The following is a 14683-nucleotide window of genomic DNA, read 5'->3' as shown; positions in this document are numbered from 1 at the left end:
TGCGGCGTTTTTTTTAGGTACCGGATCCGGCGGCGCTCAGCGTTCGAGCAGCTTGATCTTCTCCGGCTTGTTCTCCCATTCCTTCGCATCCGGCAGGGCATCCTTGCGTACCGTGATCACCGGCCAAGCCTTGGCGAGCTCTTTGTTCAGGGCGGTGAAATGCTCCTGGCCGGCGGGAACGTCGTCCTCCGGGTAGATCGCGTTGATCGGGCATTCCGGCTCGCACAGGGTGCAGTCGATGCACTCGTCCGGATTGATCGCCAGGAAATTGGGGCCTTCGTGGAAAGCGTCGACCGGACAGACTTCGACACAATCGGTGTATTTGCACTTGATGCAGTTGTCGGTGACGACGAAAGTCATGCTGCCATGTGCCTGCTAGGGATCGGTGAGCCGATCATACGGAATGGACGGTGGCGCTCCCAACGAGGTTCGAACTCGTGTTCCCGCCTTGAGAGGGCGGTGTCCTGGGCCACTAGACGATGGGAGCGATTTGTCGCGAAGCGCGCTAGTATAGCTGAATTGTCTCGTCCGGCAACGCCTTGAGACAGTGTCCTCGCACCAGCGGGAGCGCTTGCAGGACAATGCTTACGACCGGTGCCGGAAGGTATCGAGGCACGCCAGGCGTGCCCGACCATACGCCCCCGGATTTGGATACCCGCAAGGATTTCGATCGCTTGAATCCCACAGCCAGGAACGACGCCAAGCTTGCCCTGCGCATCATTCCGCGCGAGCAGCACACGATTTCCCGCAAGAACATCAGCAAGGCTGCCTTGCGCGTGCTCTATCGCCTGAACGAAGCCGGCTACGACGCTTACCTGGTCGGCGGCGCCGTCCGCGACCTGTTGCTGGGCGGCCATCCCAAGGATTTCGACGTGGCCACCAACGCCACGCCGGATGAAGTGAAGAAGCTGTTCCGCAACTGTCGCCTGATCGGCCGTCGCTTCCGTCTCGCGCACGTGGTGTACGGCACGGAAATCATCGAAGTGGCAACCTTCCGCGGCGCCAGCGAAGAAGAAGGCGTCGAGGGCGATCGGCACATCGTGGACGGCCGCATCGTGCGCGACAACGTGTGGGGTACGATCGAGGAAGATGCGCTGCGCCGCGATTTTCGCGTCAACGCGATGTATTACGACATCAGCGATTTCTCCGTGCGCGACTACGTGGGCGGCATCAAGGATCTTGAGGACCGCGTGCTGCATCTGATTGGTGATCCATCCACGCGCTATCGTGAAGATCCGGTGCGCATGCTGCGCGCCGTACGCTTGGCGGCCAAGCTCGATTTCCGCATCGACGCTTCCGCATCCGCACCGTTCGCGGAACTCGGTCCGTTGCTCAGCGGCGTCGCGCCGGCGCGATTGTTCGACGAATCACTGAAAATGTTTCTGGCCGGCTACGGCCGCAAGAGCTTCCGCATGCTCGAGGAATGTGGGCTGCTCAAGTTCATGTTCCCGGCCACGGCGCGCGCGCTCAAGCGCGGTGACAAGGCATTGCGCTCATTGGTCGAACAGGGCTTGGAAAACACCGATGCCCGCGTGGCCGAGGGCAAGTCGGTCACGCCGGCGTTCCTGTTCGCCGTGCTGCTATGGGGCGAAGTACGTGACCTGGCCCACACCTGGGCCACGCACGGCAAAGATATCAACGAGGCATGGGCGCGTGCCGCCATGCACGTGGTGGCCGAGCAATGCCAGCGCGTGGCGATTCCTCGTCGCTTCACCATCACGATGGAAGAAATCTGGTCGCTGCAGCCGCGCTTCGAGCAGATTCAGCGCAAGAAGGTCTTCCGTCTGCTGGCCCATCCGCGGTTCCGCGCTGCGTTCGATTTCCTGCTGCTGCGCGCGGCCGAATCGCCGGCGATCGGCGAACTCGGCCAGTGGTGGTCGCATGCGCAGCAATTGCCGCATGAAACGCTGGCTGCCGCGCTGCCGCTACACCAGGCCAACGCCGCCGGCGAAGCCGAGCCGGCGCGCGCCGGCGCGCCAGGCAAGCGCAAGCGGAGGCGCAAGCCTGCCGCCGGTAAGTCCGGGACCGTCTGATGCGCGCCTACATCGCGTTGGGCAGTAACCTTGGCGATACGCGACAACACCTGCTGGATGCCATCGAAGCGCTGGCTGTGCTGCCCCAAACCGAAGTGCTGGCGCGCTCACGGCTCTATCGCACGCCACCGTGGGGGGTGCTCGATCAGCCGGATTTCCTCAATGCGGTGGTGGCGATTGAAACGGCGCTGGCGCCGCACGATTTGCTCGAAGCCTTGCTGAACATCGAGCGCGCCGCCGGCCGCCAGCGCAACGGCGACCGTTGGGGGCCGCGCACCCTCGATCTGGATTTGCTGCACGTAGCCGGCAGAACCGTGAACAGCGAGCGCCTGACCTTGCCCCATCCGCATATCGCCGATCGCGCCTTCGTGCTGTTGCCGTTGCACGACGTGGCGCCCGAGCTGGAGATTCCGGGGCAAGGTAAGGTGGCGAACCTGCTGCAGGGCGTCGACACCCATGGTTGCACGCCCGTCACGTAGGCTGGGATGACAATCCCAGCACTCGGATGTCGCCGCAGAGCTGGGATTGTCATCCCAGCCTACATGCCGTTGATACGCAAGGCTGTATGCCATTGGCTTGAGCGTTGCCGCCGCGCGCCGGATAATTGTTCACCGCAACATAAAAGGAATGGCCGTGTACGTGGAAAACGCCAGCGCTCCCGTTCGCAAACCGGTGACGGTACCGGGCCTGCATGCGATGAAGGCGGAAGGGCGCAAGATCGTCATGCTCACCGCGTACGACGCGAGCTTCGCCGCGCAATTGGAATGGGCCGGTGTCGACATCGCCCTGGTCGGCGATTCATTGGGCATGGTGGTGCAAGGCCAACGCAGTACCCTGCCGGTCACGCTCGATCAGATGGTCTATCACACCAGCATGGTGGCGCGCGGTCTGTCCGCTACGTTGCTGGTCGCCGACATGCCTTTCATGGCCGACCGCAACGTCGACCATGCGCTGGAAGCCGGTGCGCGGCTGGTCGGCGAAGCAGGCGCGGCGATGGTGAAGATCGAAGGCGCCGGGGCGCACATCCTGGAGTCGATTCATGCCTTGGCCGGGCGCGCCATTCCGGTGTGCGCGCACCTGGGACTCACGCCGCAATCGGTGCACAAGTTCGGGGGCTACAAGGTGCAGGGCCGCGAACATGAAGCGGCCGAGCGCGTCGTGAATGAAGCGCTGGCGGTCCAGCAGGCCGGTGCCGATATCCTGGTGCTGGAAGGGGTGCCCACGACACTGGGTGAGCGCGTTACAAAGGCCCTCGATATCCCCGTCATCGGCATCGGCGCTGGCCCCCACTGCGATGGGCAGGTGCTGGTGATCTACGACATGCTGGGCATTACTCCCGGCAAGCGTCCCAAGTTCAGCAAGGATTTTCTGGCCGGCCGCGGCTCGGTGCAGGAGGCGGTTGCCGCCTTCGTCGCCGAAGTGCGCAGCGGAGCATTTCCTGCCGCCGAACACGGTTATAACTAGAACGGACACTTTTCATGCAAACCCTTCAAGATGCCGCAAGCTTGCGCGCCACCATTCGCGGCTGGCGCGGGCAAGGGCACACGATCGGCTTCGTGCCGACCATGGGCAACCTGCACGCAGGGCATCACTCGTTGGTGAAGCTGGCGCGCACGCGCACAGACCGCGTCGTGGCCAGCGTGTTCGTCAATCCTACCCAGTTCGGCCCGAACGAGGATTTCGAGCGCTATCCGCGCACGCTTGCGCAGGATCAGGCCGGGCTGGCCGAATCGGGGTGCGACTTGCTGTTCGCGCCAGACGTGGCGGTGATGTATCCCTTTGGTGCGGAAAGGAGCGTCAGCTTGCATGTGCCGGAACTGACCGAGACCCTGGAGGGCGCGCATCGTCCCGGCCATTTCGACGGCGTGGCCACGGTGGTGTGCAAGCTGTTCAACCTGGTGCAGCCGGATATCGCGATCTTCGGCCAGAAGGATTTCCAGCAGCTGAAGGTGATCGAGCGCCTGGTGCGCGACCTGTCCTTGCCGGTGAAGGTGATGAGCGGCTCCACCCAGCGGGCGGAAGACGGGCTGGCGCTCAGCTCGCGCAACCAGTACCTGTCGGCGAGTGACCGGGCGAGCGCGCCCCTGATCTACGAGACCCTGCAGCAGATGCGCGAGCTGATCGCCAAGGGGCACGCCCGCAAGGTGGTGGAGCAGGCGGCAGCATCGAAACTGGAACGGGCCGGCTTCGCCCCCGATTACGCCGCCATCCGGCGGGCCGAGGACCTGGCCGAGCCGGCCGACGGCGAGCGGGAAGGCCTCGTGGCGCTGATCGCAGCTCGCCTGGGCACCACCCGGCTGATCGATAACCTGTTGTTTGATTGAAACATTTCTGCGCTATTGAAGGCTGACCGGCGCCACCCCATTTACGGGGCGGGTGCCGTTGCGGCGATGCCGGCAGCGGCGGGATAATAGCGAGCTATGCAGGCAGTTCCTGCTGGAATGAAGTCATGCAACTGAACATGCTGAAGGCGAAGATCCATCGTGCCACCGTAACCCATGCGGAGCTGCACTATGAGGGTTCGATCGCCATCGACGGCCTGCTGCTCGATGCCTCGGGCATCCGCGAATACGAGCAAATCCACGCCTGGAACATCAATAACGGCAAGCGCTTCGTTACCTACGCGCTGCGCGCTGAAGAAGGCTCCGGCATCATCTCGGTGAACGGCAGCGCCGCGCACCGTGCACAGCCGGGTGACCTGGTCATCATCGCGGCCTTCGTGCATCTCAATGAGGCGGAAGTGGAGAAGTTCCAGCCCACCCTGGTGTACGTGGACAAGGACAACCGCATCAGCCATACGAATCGCTCGATTCCCAAGCAGATGGCGGTCGCGTAACGCAGTGCAGCCGTCATTCCCGCGCAAGCGGGAAACCATTTTGCCTTGCTCTGATCCATCTTTGAAAATGGATTGACCGGTATTCGCCGTTGAAAAGCTCCTCCGCCTGCGCGGAAATGACGGCTGTTAAGGAACTTGGCGATGGCGCTCCAGCGCCCAGGCCACATGCTCGCGTACGATGGCCGATGAATGTTCGGCGCGCTTCAGCAATGCCGCGCGCACTCCCTCTGACGAGGGCGCATTGCCAAGCGCCACCGCAATATTGCGCAACCAGCCCTCGTAGCCTGTGCGGCGGATCGCCATGCCTTCCGTGCGCCGCAGGAATTCTTCCTCGCTCCAATCGAACAGTTCCACCAGCTTCGCACCGTCCAGGCTATGCCGCGGTGCGAAATCCGGCTCGCTCGTATCTTGCGCGAACTTGTTCCATGGGCAGATCAACTGGCAATCGTCGCAACCGAAAATGCGGTTGCCCATCGGCGCACGCAGCTCCTCAGGAATCGAGCCTTTCAGCTCGATCGTGAGATAGGAAATGCAGCGGCGCGCATCCAGGCGATACGGCCCGACGATGGCCTGAGTCGGGCAGATGTCGATGCATTTGCGACAGCTACCGCAATGCGCGGTTGCCGCTTCGTCGACCGGCAGCGGCAGGTTGGTGTACAGCTCGCCGAGAAAAAAATACGAGCCGGCCAGGCGGTTGATCAGCACCGTGTGCTTGCCGATCCAGCCGAGGCCGGCATTGCGCGCGAGCGCTTTTTCCAGCACCGGGGCGGAATCGACATAAGCGCGGTAGCCGAAATCGCCGATCGCCCCGCGAATGCGGTCGGCCAGTTTCTGCAGCCGGTTGCGCATCAGCTTGTGGTAGTCCCGGCCCAGCGCGTAGCGCGCGACATAGCCGGCCTCGGCATCCTGCAGCACGTCCCAGGCGTGCTGGGTCCCCGGCGGCAGGTAATCCATGCGTACCGAGATCACACGTTGCGTGCCTGGCTCCAGTTCATCCGGGCGGCTGCGCTTGCTGCCATGGCGCGCCATGTAGTCCATCTCGCCGTGGTAGCCGTCTTCCAGCCAGCGATTCAGATGCTGCTCGTCCTGCTCCAGCGTGACGCCGCTGATGCCGGCTTCGGCGAAACCGAGCTCGCGCGCCCAGTGCTTGATATCGCGGGCAAGCGCGGTGTAGTCGGGAATGACTTGCGTGGACATGTGCATAGTTTAACGCCCGCAGAGCCCGGCTCATGCCTGCGCGCGGCCCGGCCCAAAGGCCGGTCAGGCACATGGTGAACCACGCGGAGACATGAGCCAGTCTCTATATAATCGGCCGATGCACGCAAACCGGCACCTTCGTGAACTTTACACCGTCGAACAGGTGCGCGCCCTCGACCGGCGCGCCATCGACGAACTGGGTATCAGCGGCTTCGAGCTTATGAATCGGGCGGCCACGGCGGCCTTCGCTTGCCTGCGCCGGCATTGGCCGCACGCGCGATGCATCGCAGTGTTTTGCGGCCCGGGCAACAACGGTGGGGATGGTTATCTGATCGCCGGCCTTGCACAGGACGCCGGCCTTGGTGCCGAAGTGGTGGAGTTGAGCGATGCCGCTTGCGGTGACGCCGCGCTTGCGCGCGATGTGTGGCAACGCGGCGGCGGCATCACGCATCGCTGGCATCAGGATGCCTCGCTGCCGCACGCCGACGTGTATGTGGATGCGCTTTATGGTACGGGTCTGAATCGTGCACCGGAGGCTGCGGCGAGCGCCTTGATCGAACGCATCAATGCCTCCGGCATACCTGTGCTGGCGGTGGATATTCCATCCGGGTTGAACGCAGATACCGGTCATTGTCCCGGTGCGGCGATCCGTGCCCCGGTGACGTTGAGCTTCATCGCCGCCAAGCGCGGCATGTATACGGGACAGGCCGCGACCCGGACCGGTGCGCTGGAGATCAATACACTCGGCCTGCCGGAGATCCTGTGGCAAGGCATGCCTGCCGACGCGACATTGCTCGACGCCATGCATCTGGGACCGCGCGCACGCGATGCGCACAAAGGCGATTGCGGGCACGTGCTGGCGATCGGCGGCGATCACGGCACGGCAGGTGCCATCCGCCTGTGTGGCGAAGCGGCGCTGCGTTGTGGGGCGGGACTCGTGAGCGTCGCTACCCGCAGCGAAAATCTCACGGCATTGAACAGCGCGCGCCCGGAATTGATGGCGCATGGTGTGCATGGGCCGCAGGAACTTCAATCCATGCTCGCCCGAGCCAGCGTGCTGGCTGTAGGGCCGGGTCTGGGGCAGGGCGCGTGGGGGCATGCGCTGTGGTTGACCGCATTGGACAGCGGCAAACCGCTGGTGCTGGATGCTGACGGCCTGAACCTGCTAGCGCGCGAACAGCACCGTTTCGCCGCGCCGGCGGTGCTTACACCGCATCCGGGCGAAGCGGCGCGACTGCTCGCCAGGACCAATGTCGAAGTACAGGCTGATCGATTCGCTGCAGCGCGCGAACTGGCGCAACGCTATGGAGCCGTGGTCGTATTGAAAGGCTCGGGCAGCCTCATCGCGAATCCGGATGGACGTCTGGACGTCTGTACCTGGGGCAATCCCGGCATGGCCAGTGGCGGCATGGGCGACCTGTTGACGGGCGTGATCGCGGCATTGATGGCGCAAGGCTGTTCGGCCTGGGACGCAGCCCGTATCGGCGTCGGCCAGCATGCGAGGGCTGGCGACGTAGCCGCACGCAAGGGTGAGCGAGGCCTGATGGCCAGCGATTTGCTGGATCCGCTGCGCGCGCTGGGCAACGGACTCGATCATGACTGAACAACACTGGGAACTGCCCGACGAAGACGCCACGCGCGAGCTGGGCCGCCGGCTCGCCGGAGCACTGGACAGTGGCCTGGTCGTTTACCTGTACGGTGAGCTGGGGGCGGGCAAGACCAGTTTTGCGCGGGCCATGCTGACCGCCATGGGCGTCGGCGAGCGCATCAAAAGTCCTACCTACAGCCTGGTCGAAGGCTATCGGGGCCAGGACGGCCGGCCGGCTTGGCATCTGGATCTTTACCGCATCGCCGATCCCGGCGAGCTGGAATGGCTGGGCCTGGATGCGCTGGCCGATCGCGCAGCCGTCGTGCTGGTGGAATGGCCCGAACGCGGACTAGGGGCGTTGCCTGCGCCGGATATGGAGGTGCAGCTGTGTTACCGCGGTGAAGGCCGCCACGCGCGCCTGCAACCGAAATCCGCGCGCGGCGAGCAGGTCCTGGCCCGGCTTGGCTGAGGGAGCCTCGCCTGGGCTCCTGAGATTTTTCGCAAACTCGTAGGCACTTTCGCAGCGCGTACGCTGGGATGATAAACCCGGTTTCCAAGCTGCATCCGATGCCGGGATTGCCATCCCAGCCTACACGCAGCTTCTCGGCTTGCGGGGGCCAGGCGTAGTTGAGACCTGGCGCCAATCAGGCATCCGAACAAGTTTCTACGCGAGTTTGGTCCACGGCTTCACGTTCCTTAGACAGCGAACATGGACGTTATAAGAAGGCAAGCCGGCGGCTAGCGCGCAAGTTGACCAGGAATGATTGGCTAGTGGGGAGGGAGTTTGTGTTCGGTTACTACGCTGCGCTGGCCATACGGAGTCTTTGGCGCGATATCGCTTTGACGTTGTTGATGGTGTTGACCATCGCCATCGGCATCGGTGCGAGCACGACGGCGCTCACCGTTTACCACGTATTGACCCACGACCCCTATCCCGGGCGCAGCGGCGAGCTTTATCGGCCGCAGCTGGACCCGCGCGAATCCAGTGACCGCAGCAACGCCAGCCTTCGTGTCGGCGACGACGAGCCCTATACCCAGCTGAGCTGGATCGACGCGATGGCTTTGTGGCATGCGCATCGCGCGGATCGCCAGGCAGTCATGGCGACCGGTTCTTTTCGCGTGGAGCTGCCCGATAGCCAGGTCATGCCCAGCCATTCCTTCGGGCTGTACACGACCGCCGATTTCTTCCCCATGTTCGGCGCTCCATTCCGTTATGGCCACGCCTGGAGCGAGGCTGATGACGAGCGCGGCGAGCGAGTGGCAGTCATTACCGATACGCTCAACGACATGTTGTTCGGCGGCGCCGACAGCAGCGGTCGTATCGTCGTGTTGAGGAACGTGCCGTTTCGCGTGGTAGGCGTGCTGAACCATTGGCGGATCCTGCCACGCATCTATGGCTCCTATGGGGCCGTCGAATTCACGGATGAGTACATGGCCTACGTTCCCTTGGCAGCGGCTATCGATGCCGAGCTGCGCCCGGCAGGCAGCCGGCGCTGCTGGACCGAAAAAGCGTCTTTTCCCACCGACAACCAGCAGAAGAAAAGCGCGCCCTGCGCCTGGCTGCAGATGTGGGTGCAATTGGACAGCGCGGCGAAGGTATCGGCCTATCGCGACTTTCTCACCCACTATTCGGAACAGCAGAGGACGCTGGGCCGATTCCAGCGGCCGGCCAACATACGTCTGCGCAACGTAAGCCAGTGGCTGGAGACCTTTCATGCGGTTTCGGACGAATCGCGTGTGCAGGTGTGGCTGGCCTTCGCCTTTCTGCTGGTCTGCCTGATCAATGCCACCGGGCTGATGCTGGCCAAATTCATGCGCAGCACCGGCACCTTGGGCGTGCGTCGCGCCATGGGGGCGTCGCGGCGAACAGTGTTCGCGCAACTGCTGATCGAAGCCGGCATGATCGGGGCGGTGGGCGGCCTGATCGGACTGGTGCTGGCCTATCTAGGCCTGTGGCTGGTGCGGCAGCAGCCAAACGGGGACATCGACTACACCGCGCTTGTGCATATGGATGTCGGCATGCTGGTTGTCAGCATCGTGATTGCCCTGGGTAGCAGTCTGCTGGTCGGCTTGCTGCCGGCATGGCGTGCCTGCCAGGTCTCGCCTGCGCTGCAGTTGAAGACCCAGTGAGCGCCGCCGCCTTGGACCTCAAGCCGATTCTCTCCGCCCTGTTGCGACACAAAGTGGTGCTTGTGCTGCTGGTGCTGGTGATCGCCCTCAGCTGCGGCGTAGTGAGCAACAGCGTCTTCCTGATGAGCCTGCACCTCAAGCGGCTGCACTTGCCGGCCGGTTTTGAGGAAAGCCAGCTGGTTGAAATCGATGCCGACAACCTCCTGATCCCCGGCAGCGACGAGGCCAAGCGTCACACCCGCGAAGCGCTCGATGCCTTGCGCCAGCTTCCCAGCGTTAAGGATGTGGCGCTCAGCAATCTGGTGCCACTGGACTACAGCGCGTTCTTTCCCGGATACGTGGCGCTCAACGAGAAGGACGCAGCCAGTCGGTCCGGCGTACTGGTTGCAGTCTATGGCGGCCAGGACTTGGCCAGTACTTTGGGCCTGCGTCTGGTGGCCGGCCGCTGGCTGAACCCGCTCGGCTTCGTCGACTACGCCGACGTCTTCAAATCAGGCAGCCAGGCTGCCCCTGCCGAAGCACTGATCACCAGGGCGCTGGCCGAGCGCGTGTGGCCTGGCGAGAACCCGTTGGGCAAGCCGTTTTACTTCACCGGCGGCAAACCTCCGACGGTGGTGGTCGGGGTAGTCGAACACCTGCCACGACCGGTGCTGTTCGGTGAAGGCGAGGAAGACTTCAGCATCGTTCTGCCGGTGCGTATGTGGCTGGACGATGGTGCCTACTACCTGATCCGCACTGAAGCCGGCGAGCGCCAGCGGGTCTTGCACGCAGCGGTGGATACGCTGCACAGGCTCGATCCGCACGTCGCCATCATCGCGCAGCGGCCGCTTACCGATGCGCGCGCAGAACAGCTCGGCAAGGATCTGGCCATGGCCAGGATGCTGGCCGGACTATGCGTCACTTTGCTGTTGATCACCGGCTTGGGCATTGTCGGCCTGAGCAGCTATTGGGTGCAGCAGCGACGCCGCCAGATCGGGGTACGCCGAGCCCTAGGGGCTACTCGCACCGATATCCTGCGCTACTTCATGCTGGAGAATTTCCTGCTCACCAGCCTGGGGGTCGTGCTGGGCATGGCGCTGGCCTACGGCTTGAGCATGTTGCTGATGCGGTACTACGAATTGCCGCGGCTGCCCTGGTTCTACTTTCCGCTGGGGGCGCTGGCACTGTGGACGACTGGACAGCTTGCTGTGCTGGTACCGGCCCTGCGGGCATCGACCATTTCGCCTGCGGCAGCGGCAGCAGGGTGAGGAAAACCGAGTGGATCGGTCGGTGCGGGTGTGCACGCAAAATGCGTGGTTTATGGCCGCTTGCTTGAGTCAATCTAACAAATGCCATGCAGGTCATGGAAATTTAAAGAAAAACCTCTTGCATTCAGGAATCGGGTGAGCTTCAATGCGGCACCATGAGGGGCTATCTCACTCGCATTTGTTACCTGGCCGGTACCGCGATGTTTGCTGCGGTGCCCGGTTTCGCCTTGCACGCGGCTGAAGTGAAGAACGCCCGCGTCTGGGCCGGCCATGACTACACCCGAGTGGTGTTCGATCTTTCCGGTCCAGCCAAGTACAAGCTCAGCCAGGTCGGCGACCAGGTCATGCTCGAGCTGGCTGACAGCAGCGCCAATGGCCGGCTCGCACCTGCCGCGCAAGGTCTGTTCAAGGGTCTGGTCAGCGCGGCGCAGGGGGATGCACTGCGCTTGACCGCGTCCGTGGCGCCAAACAGTCAGCCGAAGACTTTTGTGCTCGGTCCTTCCGGCCAGGCCGGCTATCGGCTCGTGCTGGACCTGTACCCCGGCAGCGGCAAGCAACCGGCTACGCCGGCCCGATCCTCGGTGCCGGATGAAAGTGATGAAACTGCCGTAGCCTCCAGCAAGACGGCGCCGGCCATCGCTCCGGCCGACCAGGCCGATACTCCCGCGCCGGTGGTGGTCAATGCCAGCAGCAAGCTGACCTCCCGCAAGGGTGTCACCACCCGCCAGGCGGCCGTACTGCTGAACAGCCAGCGCCAGGTCGTCGTGGCAGTGGATGCTGGCCACGGCGGCAAAGACCAGGGGGCCCACGGCCCTGACGGCACGCTGGAGAAGGACGTCACGCTTGCCGTGGCGCGCAATCTCGCTGCGCTGATCAACCGCCAGCCGGGCATGAAGGCGATCCTCACGCGCGACGGCGACTACTTCATCCCGCTGAAGCAGCGTTATGAGATCGCCCGCCAGAACCAGGCCGACCTGTTCGTCGCCGTTCACGCCGATTCGTACTCCAGCAGCGATGCCCGCGGATCTTCCGTGTGGGTGCTGTCGTCGCGCGGCAAAAGTTCGGTGGCGGCGCAGATGCTGGCCGATCGTGAAAACAGTTCCGACCTGATCGGCGGCGTATCGCTGGCGGCCGAAAACGACAGTCTCGCCTCCGTGCTGCTGGACATGCAGCAGGGCTGGGCGGTGCAGGCGAGCGAGACGGTGGCGCAGAACGTGCTGAATGCGCTCTCGGCACTTGGGCCCACCCATCGCGGCTACGTGGAGCGTGCCAACTTCGTAGTGCTGCGTTCACCGGACGTGCCGTCGATCCTGGTGGAAACGGCCTTCATCAGCAATCCGACCGAAGAGCACAGGTTGCGCGATCCTTCGCACCAGCAGCAACTGGCCACCGCGATCATGGATGGCGTGAAAGGCTATTTCCTGAGCAGTCCGCCGCCGGGCACCTGGTTTGCCATGGAGGCCGCGCGCCGCAAGGGGGTGCTGCCGAACGATGCCAAGTCCAATGCCGTGGCCAGCGCCGACGAAGCGGCGGATGCGGACGTGCGTGACATGCATCGAGTCGGCAACGGCGAAACGTTGCGCAGCATTGCCAAGCAGTACGGCGTGAGCGTGGATTCGCTCAAGAACGTCAATGGCATCAGCAGCAACAGCGTGCGCATCGGCACGATGCTGGTGATTCCCAATAGCTAGCGCGGCAGGCTGGGATGACAGTCCCGGCATCAGCAAACCGCATGGAAAGCCGCAAGCGCATCGAAATCCGGATAGGTGATGCCGCCGCGCGCTGTTAAGCTTGCGCCCATGTCACGCATCCGCCCGCTTCCTCCCGAACTCATCAATCAGATAGCCGCCGGCGAGGTCATCGAACGGCCGTCTTCGGTGGTGAAGGAACTGGTCGAAAACAGCCTTGACGCCGGTGCCGGGCGCGTTGAAGTCGACATTGAGCTGGGGGGCGCGCGCCTGATTCGCGTGCGCGACGATGGCGACGGCATCGCAGCCGACGATCTGCCGTTGGCCGTGGCCTCTCACGCCACCAGCAAGATCGGCAGCTTCGACGACCTCGAGCACGTGGCAAGCATGGGATTTCGTGGCGAAGCGCTGGCGTCGATGGCCTCGGTGGGGCGTTTCGCCATGACCTCGCGCCTGCGCGGTGCGGACAATGCTTTCCGTATCGAGGTCGACAGCGGCCGCATGCACGATGTACGTCCCGCGCAGCATCCGCAAGGCACCAGCGTGGAAGTGCGCGACCTGTTCTACAACGTGCCGGCGCGCAGGAAGTTCCTGCGTGCCGAACGCACCGAATTCGCGCACATCGACGATCTGCTCAAGTCACTCGCACTGGCGCGCGGCGGCGTGGAGTTTCGCTTGAGCCACAACGGCAAGTCCGTGCGCGTGTGGAAGGCGGCGCGCGATGACAAGGCCATGTTGATGCGCGTGGCGGAAATGCTGGGCGAAAGCTTTCCGCAGCAGAGCCTGCGCATCGACCATGCTTCGGCCGGCATGCGCCTATCTGGATGGGTGGGCTTGCCGACGGCTTCGCGGTCGCAGGCCGATGCGCAATACTTTTACGTCAACGGGCGCCTGGTGCGCGATCGTGTAGTTGCGCACGCGGTGCGCCAGGCGTATGCCGACGTGCTGTTCCATGGCCGCCATCCGGCCTTCGTGCTCTACCTGGAGCTGGATCCCGCCGGCGTGGATGTGAACGTGCATCCGGCCAAGAGCGAAGTGCGTTTCCGCGAACAGCGCCTGGTGCACGATTTCCTGTTCCGCAGCTTGCATGAAGCGCTCGCGGAAACACGCGCTGGCCAACAGGCGGCGGAAGCTCCGGCATGGCCGGCCACGGCAGGTGTGGCATCGACCGTGGTGCAAGAAGTGAACCGACCCATGAGCAGCTGGCCGGCGAGCGCGTCGCAAAGCCGCCTGCACCTGGGTGTTCGCGACGAACCGCTGGCCGAATACGCCACCCTGCTCGGTGAGCCGATGGCCGGGCAGCGGAGTGTTGCGCCACAACCCCTGCCCGCGGTTGATGACAGCGAAACGCCGCCGCTGGGCTTCGCCATGGCGCAGCTCAAGACCATCTACATCCTGGCCGAGAATGCGCACGGCCTGGTGCTGGTCGACATGCACGCTGCGCACGAGCGCATCACCTACGAAAAACTCAAGGCCGGCCGTGCCTGCAGCAATCTTCGTTCGCAAATGCTGTTGGTGCCGTTGTCGGTGCCGGTCAGCGCGAAGGAAGCCGCGGCCGCCGAAGAACATGCCGACGCCATGGCCGATTGGGGGCTGGAGCTTTCGCGCAGCGGCCCTTCCACGGTGGTGGTGCGGCGTATTCCCGCCTTGTTGGAGGGCGCGGACGTGGCCGAACTCACGCGCAGCGTGCTCGGCGAGCTGGCCCAGCACGGCAGTTCGCGCCAGCTGCAGGAGCTGGAAAACGAACTGTTGTCCAGCATGGCTTGCCATGGTTCGGTACGGGCTGGCCGGCGCCTGACCCTGCCGGAAATGAACGCCTTGCTACGCGAAATGGAGGCCACCGAACGTTCCGGCCAGTGCAACCACGGCCGCCCGACCTGGGTGCAACTGGGTATGACCGAACTGGATAAGCTTTTTCTGCGTGGCCGTTAAGGAATTTGTGATTTTGTGTAGGCTGGGATGCC

13 protein-coding genes and 1 tRNA gene are annotated in these 14683 nt (G+C 63.8%); 11 read left to right on the top strand and 3 right to left on the bottom strand.

The annotated features are described in order from the left end of the window. Positions 1-36 precede the first annotated feature (36 nt). Both fdxA and EKH80_RS01335 read right to left on the bottom strand, forming a co-directional pair. Complete coding sequence (gene fdxA, locus EKH80_RS01340) at positions 37-360, bottom strand: ferredoxin FdxA (protein WP_126682920.1); 324 nt, start codon at positions 358-360, stop codon at positions 37-39. Between the two features lie 51 nt (positions 361-411). Further along, positions 412-487, bottom strand: a tRNA-Glu gene (locus EKH80_RS01335). 187 nt (positions 488-674) lie between these two features. Here EKH80_RS01335 and pcnB point away from each other — a divergent pair. The 5 genes from pcnB (at position 675) to panD (ending at position 4869) form a co-directional block, all read left to right on the top strand. Beyond that, positions 675-2033, top strand: a complete 1359-nt coding sequence (pcnB, locus tag EKH80_RS01330; protein WP_126683194.1) for a polynucleotide adenylyltransferase PcnB — start codon at positions 675-677, stop codon at positions 2031-2033. Beyond that, positions 2030-2512: a 2-amino-4-hydroxy-6-hydroxymethyldihydropteridine diphosphokinase gene (folK, locus tag EKH80_RS01325; protein WP_126682919.1), complete on the top strand. Its 483-nt coding sequence runs from the start codon at positions 2030-2032 to the stop codon at positions 2510-2512. The genes pcnB and folK overlap by 4 nt, the downstream gene beginning before the upstream one ends. 154 nt (positions 2513-2666) lie before the next feature. Further along, positions 2667-3497 carry a 3-methyl-2-oxobutanoate hydroxymethyltransferase gene (gene panB, locus EKH80_RS01320; RefSeq protein WP_126682918.1) on the top strand — a complete coding sequence of 277 codons (831 nt, stop codon included), beginning with the start codon at positions 2667-2669 and terminating at the stop codon, positions 3495-3497. Positions 3498-3511: 14 nt separating this feature from the next. Further along, positions 3512-4357 (top strand): pantoate--beta-alanine ligase, encoded by an 846-nt coding sequence (gene panC, locus EKH80_RS01315; RefSeq protein ID WP_126682917.1) that lies wholly within the window; start codon positions 3512-3514, stop codon positions 4355-4357. 125 nt (positions 4358-4482) lie between these two features. Further along, positions 4483-4869, top strand: a complete 387-nt coding sequence (panD, locus tag EKH80_RS01310; RefSeq protein WP_126682916.1) for an aspartate 1-decarboxylase — start codon at positions 4483-4485, stop codon at positions 4867-4869. Positions 4870-4995: 126 nt separating this feature from the next. Here panD and queG read toward each other — a convergent pair whose 3' ends face one another. Continuing rightward, positions 4996-6066, bottom strand: a complete 1071-nt coding sequence (queG, locus tag EKH80_RS01305; protein WP_126682915.1) for a tRNA epoxyqueuosine(34) reductase QueG — start codon at positions 6064-6066, stop codon at positions 4996-4998. A gap of 118 nt (positions 6067-6184) precedes the next feature. Here queG and EKH80_RS01300 point away from each other — a divergent pair, with 118 nt between their 5' ends. The 6 genes from EKH80_RS01300 (at position 6185) to mutL (ending at position 14651) form a co-directional block, all read left to right on the top strand. After that, on the top strand, positions 6185-7669 hold the full coding sequence (locus tag EKH80_RS01300) for an NAD(P)H-hydrate dehydratase (RefSeq protein ID WP_126683193.1): 1485 nt from the start codon (positions 6185-6187) through the stop codon (positions 7667-7669). Then, positions 7662-8123, top strand: a complete 462-nt coding sequence (gene tsaE, locus EKH80_RS01295; protein ID WP_126682914.1) for a tRNA (adenosine(37)-N6)-threonylcarbamoyltransferase complex ATPase subunit type 1 TsaE — start codon at positions 7662-7664, stop codon at positions 8121-8123. Before EKH80_RS01300 ends, tsaE begins: the two co-directional genes overlap by 8 nt. Positions 8124-8440: 317 nt before the next feature. Next, the gene (locus tag EKH80_RS01290) at positions 8441-9784 is read left to right on the top strand and encodes an ABC transporter permease (protein ID WP_126682913.1); all 1344 of its coding nucleotides are present in this window, start codon (positions 8441-8443) and stop codon (positions 9782-9784) included. Next, a complete protein-coding gene (locus tag EKH80_RS01285; RefSeq protein WP_158628708.1) occupies positions 9781-11031 on the top strand; it encodes an ABC transporter permease in 1251 nt (416 codons plus the stop codon). The genes EKH80_RS01290 and EKH80_RS01285 overlap by 4 nt, the downstream gene beginning before the upstream one ends. 155 nt (positions 11032-11186) lie before the next feature. After that, positions 11187-12722, top strand: coding sequence for an N-acetylmuramoyl-L-alanine amidase (locus EKH80_RS01280; protein ID WP_126682911.1), 1536 nt, complete (start codon positions 11187-11189; stop codon positions 12720-12722). Positions 12723-12830: 108 nt separating this feature from the next. Continuing rightward, positions 12831-14651, top strand: coding sequence for a DNA mismatch repair endonuclease MutL (gene mutL, locus EKH80_RS01275; protein ID WP_126682910.1), 1821 nt, complete (start codon positions 12831-12833; stop codon positions 14649-14651). Positions 14652-14683: the final 32 nt, after the last annotated feature.

Source organism: Dyella choica (genome assembly GCF_003977665.1).
Classification (GTDB): Bacteria; Pseudomonadota; Gammaproteobacteria; order Xanthomonadales; family Rhodanobacteraceae; genus Dyella_B; species Dyella_B choica.
Note: the sequence above shows the minus strand (reverse complement) of the source record. Positions and strands in the feature narration are given on the sequence as shown.

Excerpts from the sequence above, each read along its gene's own strand:
- fdxA (WP_126682920.1), bottom strand. The coding sequence starts at position 360 with ATGACTTTCGTCGTCACCGACAACTGCATCAAGTGCAAATACACCGAT.
- panC (WP_126682917.1), top strand. The coding sequence starts at position 3,512 with ATGCAAACCCTTCAAGATGCCGCAAGCTTGCGCGCCACCATTCGCGGC.
- panD (WP_126682916.1), top strand. The coding sequence starts at position 4,483 with ATGCAACTGAACATGCTGAAGGCGAAGATCCATCGTGCCACCGTAACC.
- queG (WP_126682915.1), bottom strand. The coding sequence starts at position 6,066 with ATGTCCACGCAAGTCATTCCCGACTACACCGCGCTTGCCCGCGATATC.
- EKH80_RS01300 (WP_126683193.1), top strand. The coding sequence starts at position 6,185 with ATGCACGCAAACCGGCACCTTCGTGAACTTTACACCGTCGAACAGGTG.
- tsaE (WP_126682914.1), top strand. The coding sequence starts at position 7,662 with ATGACTGAACAACACTGGGAACTGCCCGACGAAGACGCCACGCGCGAG.
- EKH80_RS01280 (WP_126682911.1), top strand. The coding sequence starts at position 11,187 with ATGAGGGGCTATCTCACTCGCATTTGTTACCTGGCCGGTACCGCGATG.
- mutL (WP_126682910.1), top strand. The coding sequence starts at position 12,831 with ATGTCACGCATCCGCCCGCTTCCTCCCGAACTCATCAATCAGATAGCC.